Here is a 10023-nt window from a genome sequence, read left to right as displayed (position 1 = left end):
GGCAAGTCGCGCTACGCGGCCCGCGCCCCCGCGGGCATGCTGCCGCTTATCGCGACTTGCCGCTCGGCGACCCATCCGGCATCGCGTCGGACAACGCATCGAGCACCGGCGTCAGCACGTCTTGCGGGCTGCCGGTCGCCCAGCCGCCATCCAGACTGTAAAGGTCGATCTTGCCCGTCACGGCGTGCGTCACCGGGGCCTCATCCAGGACCTGCGCCATGCCCGAGAAGATCGCCTTGAACGCGGCAATCCGTGCCGCGTCGTTGTTCAGGCGACCATTGCCGAGCTTCGCCTGCAGCGCCTTCCCGCCGGGCCCCGGATCCGCGACACGACACGCGAATTCGACCGTCGCGATCGTATGGCCCTCGATGGACGAGTTCGGTCGCTGCGACGATCCGGTCGCCTTGCACGCCGAGCGATTGAGCGCGCGCTGATACGCGGCGGCCATGCTCTCGACCGACGGACGCAACGCGGCACTCATCTTCGGCGGCATCGGCGCCAGCATGCCGTCGGCCATATCCTTGCTCATCGACTCGCCGAGCGTCGACAGAACGCCGACGTCGAGCGCATCCTTGCCGTCGTAACTCGGGCGTACCGCGTCGTTGAATGCGCGGGCCTTCGACACGTCGCCGTTGACGAACGCGCCGATATAGAGATCGACGGTCTGCTCGGCGGTCAGCGGCGCGGCATGCGCGGCGCCCGCGGCGATCAGCAGCGGCAACGCGGCGATGCGCATGGAACGGGAAATATTCATGGGGAAACGGCCCTCTCTCGATAGATTGTTGTACGCACCCGACGCGGCGGCTGCCGCAGCCGGGCCGGCGGGAATTGTCTCGAAAAAAGGGGGCCGGTGAAAGGCCGATGCCGGTGAACGACGCGCCGCACCGGCCCGCCGGCCGCGCGCGGACGCAAAAAAGCCCGCTCGACGCGGGCTTTTCGGCAGATCGACCGCAGATGCGCGGCCGATGGATACGCGCTTATGCGAACGAATAGAACACGCGGAACGCGACCTTGCGCTCGGCCCAGAACTCGGCGGCTTCGCGGAACACGTCGAGCAGCGTCTCGCGCCCTTCCTTGTCGAATTTCTGCGCGATCGGCAGCCCTTCGAGAACGATCACGAAACCGGGCTGCGCGCCGGCCTTCGCGACGAGGTCGGTCAGGCAGTCGTACAACGCGTCGTAGTTCTTCCCGAAATGCTTCGGAAACAGGAACGACGTCGCGATCGTCTCCATCACCTCCTGCTTCGACTGCGCTGCGCCGCAATACGCGTACAGGAAATGCTGGCCGAGCCGGCTGGCTTCGTCGGCGAGATCCTGCACGCGGAACGCGCGGATCGACTGCACGAGGTTGGGTCGCACGGTCGTGAAAAGGCTCATAGGCTCCTCGTTCGATGAAAGCCCGGGCTCGGCTTCCTGTTGCTCCGACGCGCCGCCGGCCTGTGCCACCGCGTGTAGTTGCATCACGCGCTGAAACAGATTGCCGTCGCCGGCCGCGAACAGTTCCGCTCCCGCCGTGTCGTGCGCGTAGATGGAGTCGCTCATGCCATTCATCCCGAAGTCATTCAACAATACGTTTAAAACTGTTGTAGTGGTCGTCCGTGTAATAACAGTTGTCGATCCGGCGCAACGGCCCGCCACAGACGATGCGGCGCGCGCCGCGATTGCGCGCGCGCGGCGTCGGCACCGTGTACTCGTGGTAGTAGCCGCGCTTCGCCTTCGGCAGGATCCGCTCGCGGTTGCCGAAGACGACGCCGTCTTTCTCGTACGGATAGGGGCCACCGGCGCCGATCAGGCCAAGCGTGGTCACGGCCTCGCGCGGCAGACGGGCGGTCGGGATCGTATCGACCCCGCCGACGGCCAGGTCGGCCGAAACGGCCTGCCGTGCGTAAGCGGCGGAAACCAGACTGCCCGTCGGTGTACCGACGATACCCATCGCGAACATCGCGAAGACGGACGCCAGCGCGCCGTTGCGGAGCCACTTGCGTGCCATGAACCAGGGTTCCCGCTGTTAAATCAAGTAGTTGACGACCAACCAAAGGCGTTAGCGTAGCGCTATTGTCCGCGCGAATCAATGTTCGTTTGGGAATCGAAAGGCCGGCGCGGCCCGGAATCGCGCATTTCTTACCGAAATAAGGCTACATTTAACTTACATGGGATAAAATGGCCGCGGCATCTCTCGCATGGCAAGACCCTGCCTCCTTGCCGCGCTCGCTACCCGGAGTGGAGAGATGCTGCTGTTGCTTATGGGAAGCGCGTTTGCGCCCTGCCCGACGGCGTGCCCCTTGCGGGCACGCCCCTTTTTGCTTTTGTTTACAATTTCGCCCGGCGCGCGGCACCGGTTGACCGGCGCCGCGCGTTCGTCCTGGCTCAGCGTGCGGCGTTCACGTCGGCGACCAGCAGCGCCGCCATGTTGACGATGCGGCGAACCGTCGCCGATTCGGTCAGCACGTGCACCGGCTGGGCCGCGCCCAGCAGGATCGGCCCGATCGCGATGTTGTTGCCGGCGGCCGTCTTCAGCAGGTTGTACGCGATGTTCGCGGCGTCGATGTTCGGCAGGATCAGCAGGTTCGCTTCGCCTTCGAGCGTCGATTCCGGCAGGATTTCCTTGCGCAGCGCCGCGTCGAGCGCCACGTCGCCGTGCATTTCGCCGTCGACCTTCAGCTCCGGCGCACGTTCCTGCAGGATCGCGAGCGTATCGCGCATCTTCTTCGCCGAAGGGGCGTTGCTCGTGCCGAAATTCGAGTGCGACAGCAGCGCGACCTTCGGCTCGATGCCGAACCGGCGCACTTCTTCCGCGGCCATGATCGTGATCTCGGCGAGTTCTTCCGGCGTCGGATCGACGTTCACGTGCGTATCGACCAGGAAAATCTGGCGACCCGGCAGCACGAGGCCGTTCATCGCCGCGTACACGCTGCAGCCCGGGCGCTTGCCGATCACCTGGTCGATGAAGTGCAGGTGGCGGTGCGTCGTGCTGATCGTGCCGCAGATCATCCCGTCCGCTTCGCCCTTCTTCACCAGCATCGAGCCGATCAGCGTCGTGCGGCGGCGCATCTCGACGCGGGCCAGCTGCTCGCTGATGCCCTTGCGCGACATCATCTTGTAGTACGTCTGCCAGAAGTCGCGGTAGCGCTCGTCGTGCTCGGTGTTGACGACCGTGAAGTCGGTGCCCGGCGTGAGGCGCAGGCCGTAGCGCTGGATACGGTGCTCGATCACCGACGGGCGGCCGATCAGGATCGGCTTCGCGAGCTTCTCGTCGACGATGATCTGAACGGCGCGCAACACGCGCTCTTCTTCGCCTTCCGCGAACACCACGCGCTTCTTCTCTGCCGGCGCGGCGCGCGCGATCTGGAAGATCGGCTTCATCGTCGTGCCGCTGTGATACACGAACTGCTGGAGGTGAACGCGATACGCCTCCATGTCCTCGATCGGGCGCGTCGCCACACCACCGTCCATCGCGGCCTGCGCGACGGCCGGCGCGATCTTGACGATCAGGCGCGGATCGAACGGCTTCGGAATCAGGTAGTCGGGCCCGAACGACAGGTCCTGAATGCCGTATGCGGTCGCGACGATGTCGCTCTGCTCCTGCTGCGCGAGTTCGGCGATCGCGTTGACGGCCGCGATCTCCATTTCACGCGTGATCGTCGTCGCGCCGACGTCGAGCGCGCCGCGGAAGATGAACGGGAAGCACAGGACGTTGTTGACCTGGTTCGGATAGTCGGTGCGGCCGGTGGCCAGCACGGCGTCCGGGCGCACTTCGAGCGCCAGTTCCGGCAGGATTTCCGGCGTCGGGTTCGCGAGCGCGAGGATCAGCGGGCGCTCGGCCATGCCCTTCACCATCTCCTGCTTCAGCACGCCCGCAGCCGACAGGCCGAGGAAGATGTCCGCGCCTTCGATCACCTCGGCCAGCGTGCGGGCTTCGGTTTCACGCGCGAAACGCTCCTTGTCCGGATCCATCAACTCGGTGCGGCCCTTGTAGACCACGCCGGCCAGGTCGGTCACCAGGATGTTCTCGATCGGCAGGCCGATGTCGACCAGCAGGTCCAGACACGCGAGCGCGGCCGCACCCGCGCCCGACGCGACGAGCTTCACCTTCTTGATGTCCTTGCCGACGACCTTCAGGCCGTTCGTGACGGCCGCGGCCACGACGATCGCGGTGCCGTGCTGGTCGTCGTGGAACACCGGGATCTTCATCCGCTTGCGCGCTTCGCGCTCGACGATGAAGCAGTCCGGCGCCTTGATGTCTTCCAGGTTGATCCCGCCGAAGGTCGGCTCCAGCGCGGCGATCACGTCGACCAGCTTGTGCGGGTCCGACTCGTTCAGTTCGATGTCGAACACGTCGATGCCGGCGAACTTCTTGAACAGTACGGCCTTGCCTTCCATCACCGGCTTCGACGCGAGCGGGCCGATGTTGCCGAGCCCGAGCACCGCGGTACCGTTCGTGACCACGCCGACCAGGTTGCTGCGCGCGGTGAAGCGCGCGGCGTTCAGCGGGTTCTCGACGATCTCCTCACACGCATACGCGACGCCCGGCGAATACGCGAGCGCGAGGTCGCGCTGATTGATCATCTGCTTGGTCGGGGCGATCGCGATCTTCCCGGGAGTCGGGAATTCGTGATAATCGAGAGCGGCTTCGCGGAGCTTGGCTTTGGAGGAGGCTTGGGTCGACATGTGTCTCTTGACGGGCGGATTAGAATAACTGTTCGACGGCATTGTAGCGCCAATCGAAGGCCGCCAGACCGGCGATTCGGGTGCGACAGCCGCGACAAAAATGGTCTGAACGGTGCAGGAACGGCGCCGTTCGCTGCGTACAATGCCGTTCCTTTCACCGCTTCCGGGTCCCTCCGCCGTGCCAGCCGCCTTGTCCGAGTTTTCGCTGATCGATCGCTTCTTCGCGCGCCGCGCGGCCCGTGGGGCGCGTGCGTCGACGCTCGGCATCGGTGACGATTGCGCGCTGATCGCGCCGCGATCCGGAAAATTGCTAGCCATTTCGACGGACATGCTGGTCGAAGGCCGCCATTTCTTTCCCGATGTCGCGCCCGACGCGCTCGGCCACAAGACGCTCGCCGTCAACCTGTCGGATCTCGCGGCGATGGGCGCCGAGCCGCGCGCGTTCACGCTCGCGTGCGCGCTGCCGCGCGCCGACGCCGCGTGGCTCGAGGCATTCAGCAACGGGCTGTTCGCCCTCGCCGAACGGTTCGGCTGCGAGCTGATCGGCGGCGACACGACGAGCGGGCCGCTGAACCTGTGCGTGACCGTGTTCGGCGAAGTCGCGCCGGACGCGGCGCTGCGGCGCGATGCCGCGCGCGACGGCGACGACGTCTGGGTGTCCGGCACGCTCGGCGACGCCCGTGCGGGACTCGGGCTCGTGCGCGGTGAATGGAGCGCCGGCGCGGCCGAAGCCGCCGCGTTCCGGCAGGCGCTCGAGCGTCCCGAGCCGCGCATCGCGCTCGGGCTGGCACTCGCGGGCGTCGCGCATGCGGCACTCGACATCTCGGACGGCCTCGCCGGCGACCTGCGGCACATCCTGACCCGCTCGAACGTGCGCGCCGACATCGACGCCGACGCGGTGCCGCGCTCGGCCGCGCTCGCGACGCTGCCCCCCGACGTACAGCGACGCTGCACGCTGGCCGGCGGCGACGACTACGAACTGTGCTTCACGGCACCGGTTGCGGCCCGCGCGGCGGTCGAGGCAGCGGGCGCAAGCAGCGGCGTTCGGGTCACGCGAGTCGGTACAATACATGCGTTGTCCTCGCCGTCGGAGCAGCCCGCGATCGCGTGGCGCGACGCCGCCGGCACACCCCTGACTCTCACGTTTCACGGTTTCGACCACTTCCATGCAGACTGACCCGACGACCGCACCGAACGCGGCCGCGCCCGGCGCCGCCCGAAACGCGCCGCAGCGCGCCACCGTGCGCTTCATGCTGTCGCACCCGGCGCACATCGTGTCGCTCGGCTTCGGCAGCGGGCTCGCGCCGTTCATGCCCGGCACGTTCGGCTCGCTGTTCGGGTGGCTGACGTTCGTCGTGCTGAACCGCTACCTGACGGTGCCCGAATGGTGGGCGCTGATCGCGCTCGGGTTCGTCGCCGGCACGTGGATCACCGGCTTCACCGCACGCAGGATGGGCACGACCGATCCGGGCGCCGTCGTCTGGGACGAAATCGTCGCGATCTGGCTCGTGATGCTGTTCGTCACGCCCGCGACCTTCATCGGCCAGTTGTGGGCGTTCGTCGTGTTCCGCTTCTTCGACATGCTCAAGCCGCCGCCGATCCGCTATTTCGATCGTCGCGTGAAAGGCGGGCTCGGCATCATGGTCGACGACCTGATCGCCGCGTTCATGACGCTGCTCGTGATCGCCCTGTGGCGCTCCGCCGTCAGCTGACCGTTTTTCCCGACTCCCGTTTCCCGACGCGCATGCCAACCGATTCCGTCGTCCACCAGCTTGCGATCCGCGCAGGCAACAAGCTGCGTGACGAGCACCTGACGCTCGCCACCGCCGAATCCTGCACGGGCGGCATGATCGCCGCGGCGATCACCGACATCTCCGGCAGCAGCCAGTGGTTCGAGCGCGGCTTCGTCACGTACTCGAACCAGGCCAAGAGCGAGATGATCGGCGTGCCGCCCGACCTGATCGACAAACACGGCGCCGTCAGCGAGCCGGTCGCGCGCGCGATGGCCGAAGGCGCGCTGCGCAACAGCCGCGCGCAGGTCGCGCTGGCCGTCACCGGCATCGCCGGCCCGGCGGGCGGCAGCGAGAAAAAGCCGGTCGGCACCGTGTCGTTCGCGTGGAGCAACCGGCTGCATACCGACGTCGAGACGCGCGTGTTCAAGGGCGACCGCGAGCAGATTCGCACGCAGGCCGCCGCGCATGCGCTGCGCGGGCTGCTGAAGCTGCTCGACGAGCGCGAAGGCTGATCAAAGGCTGAACCCAGGCTGATTTGCCGCCGCAACGGCAGGGGCGGCCGGCGCCCCTCCCCGTTTACTGGATCGCGTCGGGCTTCACGACGATCCAGTTCTTGTCCGCCGTCACCGGCAGGCCGAGCGCTTTCTGCTTCGCGGCCGATTCGTCCGACCACGTGCGGATCTGCGCCATCTGCTTGTCCTTCTTGTTGACCCAGACGCGCACGCCGCCGCGCGCGACGTCGGTCGCATTCAGCAGCATGTAGCCGTCGGATGTCGGCGTGTCGCCCGCGACGAGCACGGGCTTCTTCCACTGGTCGATCCAGCCGACGATCGAGCCGAGCTTGCCTTCGTACCACGTCATCGGGTTCATCAGGAACGGCGTGATCACGAGGCTGCGGTTCGCGGCCTCGTCGTACTTGCCGGCCTTGATCTGCAGCCGCGACGTCGTCAGCGCGCCCGTCGCCGGGTTGCGCAGCAGCGTCGTCACGCCGATCACGTTCTGCGGCTTCACGTTGTAGCCGTATTTCGGATCGGACAGCACGAGCCGCGCGAGTTCCTCGTGCGCGGCGGTCATCACGTAGACCTCGATCCCGTTCTCGCGCAGCGCGTTGTACAGCTCCTGCATGCCGCGGAAGAAACGCGGCGGGTTCGCGGCGCCGTCGACGACCTTGTCGCCCTGCCAGTAGCGGATCGGCACCGGCTTGCCGTCGGCGAGCATCGCGTCGACGTGGCGCTTCAGATCCGCGAGCGACAGCCCCGCGAACGCCTGCGCGATCCACGGGTAGCAGACCAGATCGTCGATCTCGCAAAGCCGGTAGTAGTAGCTCGTCAGCGATTCCTTGTAGTCGGCGGAATCCTTGAACGGGATCAGCTTCAGCGACGGATCGAGCGAGTCGCGCGTGAGCACGCCGCGGTTCTCGAGATACGGCAGCAGCGATTCCTCGAGGTCGTAGCGGTAGGTCGTGTTGTCGGCGTCGAACACCGCGTAGTCGCCGCGATTCGCATGGGCGGCGATCATCGCGTTCAGCGCCTTCGCGCTGTCCGCCGGCCAGTGCGACAGGTCCGCCGCGTGGGCGAACGACATGCACAACGACGCGGCAAGCGCGCTCAGAATACGGCGGGACAGCTTGGGCATGGCGTCGCTCCCTTTCGTGACAGTATGGTGACAAATCGATGACGAGGGCCTGATCCCGGCAGCATCGCGCGATTGCGGCGCGGGCATGCGGTGCGGAAGCGACGGGAAGTTGTTTGCGTGCGCCAATGCGGCAGGCGCGGGAGGCACGCGCGCGGCCCGCGAATGCGGGCCGGCGGTGAAAGGCCGCCCGGACGGGCGGCCGGTATTTCAGCGATGCGCGTTGATCGTGTCGCGCGTCTTCTGCGCGGCGAGCGCCGCGGCTTCGGCAAAATCCTCGTCCTTGCTCGCGTACAGGATCGCGCGCGACGAGTTGATCATCATGCCGGTGCCGTCCGCCGTGCGGCCTGCGTTGACGGTGGCCTCCACGTCGCCGCCCTGCGCGCCGATGCCGGGAATCAGCAGCGGCATGTCGCCGACGATCCCGCGCACGATCTCGATTTCGTTCGGGAACGTCGCGCCGACCACGAGGCCGAGCTGGCCGTTCTTCGCATTCCACTTGTTCGCCGCGAGGTCGGCCACGACCTGATACAGCGGCCGGCCGTTTGTCTCGAGGAACTGCAGGTCCGAGCCACCCGGGTTCGACGTGCGGCACAGCACGATCACGCCCTTGCCTTCATGCTCGAAGTACGGCTCGACCGAGTCGTAGCCCATGTACGGGTTCACGGTGACCGCGTCCGCGCGATAGCGCTCGAACGCCTCGCGCGCGTACTGCTCGGCGGTGCTGCCGATGTCGCCGCGCTTCGCGTCGAGGATCACGGGCAGGCCCGGATGCTGGAGGTGGATGTGCGCGATCAGGCGCTCGAGCTGGTCTTCGGCGCGATGCGCGGCGAAGTACGCGATCTGCGGCTTGAACGCGCTCGCATACGGCGCGGTCGCGTCGACGATCTGCCGGCAGAATTCGAAGATCGCGTCGGGCTGGCCGTCGAACTGCACGGGAAAGCGCGACGGCTCGGGATCGAGGCCGACGCACAGCAGCGAATTCGTGCGCTGCCACGCGGCGCGCAGCGATTCGATGAAAGTAAGCGGGGAAGACATGGCGGATACTCGCGGCAAACCGTTGGTAGACCGCGTATTTTACCCGCGTCGCCGGCGTCCCTCGCGCGCGGCCGCATCGACGCGCGCATCGGCCCGCTCGACGGTGAACGCGAAACGCCGCGTGAGCCGCTCGCCTGGCGCAAGCAGCGTCATGCCGTGCGCGGCCGCGCCGCCCGGCAGGTTCACCGCGTTGATCGGATGATCGACGGGTTCGAAGCAGAAGAAATCCTCGCCGGGCGGCGTATACAGCACGTAGGCATCGGCGTCGGCCGCCACCGTCAGCGACAGCCCGCGGCGCGGCCAGCTCACCGCCGCGTGGCCGCCCCAGCCGGTGAACGCATGATTGATGAGCGTCGCCGGCAACGGATACGCGACGCCGAACTGCCACGCCGGCGGCACGCTCACGTGCCGCACCGGCAGGAAATCGGCGCCCGACAGCCACAGCCCGCCCGCAGCCGCGGCAAGCTCGGTCACGTCGTCGCGCACCAGGAACGGATGCACGCCGAGACCGAACGGCAGCCGCGCGCGCCCCGCATTCTCGATCGTCAGTGCGATCGACAGTGTCGTGTCGTCGAGCGCGAACGACTGGATCGCGCGAAATGCATACGGTGCGCCGCTCGCGCGATCGAGCGACAGCTGCAGCGTCGTGTCGGTCGCGTCGTCCACCTGCCACGGCGCGAGCCAGCCGTCGCCGTGAATCGGCAGCGGCTCGTCGCGACGATTGCGCGGCACCGCGACGCTGCGCCCGTCGCATTCGAAGCGGCCGTTGCCGATCCGGTTCGAATACGGCAGCAGCGGATAGCACGCGAGTTCGTTCGGATCCGTCGCCGTTTCCGGGTGCTCGCAGCGGCGGAACACCGGCACCAGCGCGCCGTGGTCGCCGCGCCAGTCGAAGCGCGCGATGCCGCCGCCGAGGTGCGGCAGCACGTCGAGCCGCAGCGCCGCGTTCGACA

At 67.2% G+C, this 10023-nt stretch carries 10 protein-coding genes; 3 read left to right on the top strand and 7 right to left on the bottom strand.

All coding sequences use genetic code 11. The annotated features are described in order from the left end of the window. Nucleotides 1-46 precede the first annotated feature (46 nt). From F3J14_RS31035 to F3J14_RS31020, 4 genes are all read right to left on the bottom strand, one after another. Nucleotides 47-754 carry a hypothetical protein gene (locus F3J14_RS31035; RefSeq protein ID WP_166726181.1) on the bottom strand — a complete coding sequence of 236 codons (708 nt, stop codon included), beginning with the start codon at nucleotides 752-754 and terminating at the stop codon, nucleotides 47-49. 223 nt (nucleotides 755-977) lie between these two features. After that, complete coding sequence (locus F3J14_RS31030) at nucleotides 978-1541, bottom strand: barstar family protein (RefSeq protein ID WP_006753300.1); 564 nt, start codon at nucleotides 1539-1541, stop codon at nucleotides 978-980. 16 nt (nucleotides 1542-1557) lie between these two features. After that, nucleotides 1558-1989: a ribonuclease gene (locus F3J14_RS31025; RefSeq protein ID WP_006760307.1), complete on the bottom strand. Its 432-nt coding sequence runs from the start codon at nucleotides 1987-1989 to the stop codon at nucleotides 1558-1560. 377 nt (nucleotides 1990-2366) lie between these two features. Continuing rightward, nucleotides 2367-4709 carry an NADP-dependent malic enzyme gene (locus F3J14_RS31020; protein WP_282100778.1) on the bottom strand — a complete coding sequence of 781 codons (2343 nt, stop codon included), beginning with the start codon at nucleotides 4707-4709 and terminating at the stop codon, nucleotides 2367-2369. Nucleotides 4710-4845: 136 nt separating this feature from the next. Between F3J14_RS31020 and thiL the strand changes: the two genes are divergently transcribed. The 3 genes from thiL to F3J14_RS31005 are packed head-to-tail and all read left to right on the top strand — an operon-like array spanning nucleotide 4846 to nucleotide 6912. Then, complete coding sequence (thiL, locus tag F3J14_RS31015) at nucleotides 4846-5844, top strand: thiamine-phosphate kinase (RefSeq protein ID WP_166726179.1); 999 nt, start codon at nucleotides 4846-4848, stop codon at nucleotides 5842-5844. After that, nucleotides 5834-6379: a phosphatidylglycerophosphatase A gene (locus tag F3J14_RS31010; protein WP_166726178.1), complete on the top strand. Its 546-nt coding sequence runs from the start codon at nucleotides 5834-5836 to the stop codon at nucleotides 6377-6379. Before thiL ends, F3J14_RS31010 begins: the two co-directional genes overlap by 11 nt. A 32-nt stretch (nucleotides 6380-6411) precedes the next feature. Continuing rightward, complete coding sequence (locus tag F3J14_RS31005) at nucleotides 6412-6912, top strand: CinA family protein (RefSeq protein ID WP_166726177.1); 501 nt, start codon at nucleotides 6412-6414, stop codon at nucleotides 6910-6912. A 64-nt stretch (nucleotides 6913-6976) separates the two neighbouring features. On the opposite strand, the gene F3J14_RS31000 is transcribed toward F3J14_RS31005, so the two are convergent. The 3 genes from F3J14_RS31000 to F3J14_RS30990 all read right to left on the bottom strand — a co-directional run. After that, nucleotides 6977-8035, bottom strand: a complete 1059-nt coding sequence (locus tag F3J14_RS31000; protein ID WP_166726176.1) for a haloacid dehalogenase-like hydrolase — start codon at nucleotides 8033-8035, stop codon at nucleotides 6977-6979. A gap of 207 nt (nucleotides 8036-8242) precedes the next feature. Next, nucleotides 8243-9070, bottom strand: coding sequence for an orotidine-5'-phosphate decarboxylase (gene pyrF / locus F3J14_RS30995; protein ID WP_166726175.1), 828 nt, complete (start codon nucleotides 9068-9070; stop codon nucleotides 8243-8245). Nucleotides 9071-9109: 39 nt separating this feature from the next. Beyond that, the coding region (locus F3J14_RS30990) for an aldose 1-epimerase (protein WP_247682319.1) at nucleotides 9110-10023 on the bottom strand (914 nt) is incomplete at its 5' end.

The organism is Burkholderia sp. Tr-862 (genome assembly GCF_011753085.1).
Taxonomy (GTDB): Bacteria; Pseudomonadota; Gammaproteobacteria; order Burkholderiales; family Burkholderiaceae; genus Burkholderia; species Burkholderia ambifaria.
The sequence above is the reverse complement of the archived record's forward strand: the minus strand, read 5'-3'. Positions and strand labels throughout refer to the sequence as shown.

Excerpts from the sequence above, each read along its gene's own strand:
- F3J14_RS31035 (WP_166726181.1), bottom strand. The coding sequence starts at position 754 with ATGAATATTTCCCGTTCCATGCGCATCGCCGCGTTGCCGCTGCTGATC.
- F3J14_RS31030 (WP_006753300.1), bottom strand. The coding sequence starts at position 1,541 with ATGAGCGACTCCATCTACGCGCACGACACGGCGGGAGCGGAACTGTTC.
- F3J14_RS31025 (WP_006760307.1), bottom strand. The coding sequence starts at position 1,989 with ATGGCACGCAAGTGGCTCCGCAACGGCGCGCTGGCGTCCGTCTTCGCG.
- F3J14_RS31020 (WP_282100778.1), bottom strand. The coding sequence starts at position 4,709 with ATGCCGTCGAACAGTTATTCTAATCCGCCCGTCAAGAGACACATGTCG.
- F3J14_RS31010 (WP_166726178.1), top strand. The coding sequence starts at position 5,834 with ATGCAGACTGACCCGACGACCGCACCGAACGCGGCCGCGCCCGGCGCC.
- F3J14_RS31005 (WP_166726177.1), top strand. The coding sequence starts at position 6,412 with ATGCCAACCGATTCCGTCGTCCACCAGCTTGCGATCCGCGCAGGCAAC.
- F3J14_RS31000 (WP_166726176.1), bottom strand. The coding sequence starts at position 8,035 with ATGCCCAAGCTGTCCCGCCGTATTCTGAGCGCGCTTGCCGCGTCGTTG.
- pyrF (WP_166726175.1), bottom strand. The coding sequence starts at position 9,070 with ATGTCTTCCCCGCTTACTTTCATCGAATCGCTGCGCGCCGCGTGGCAG.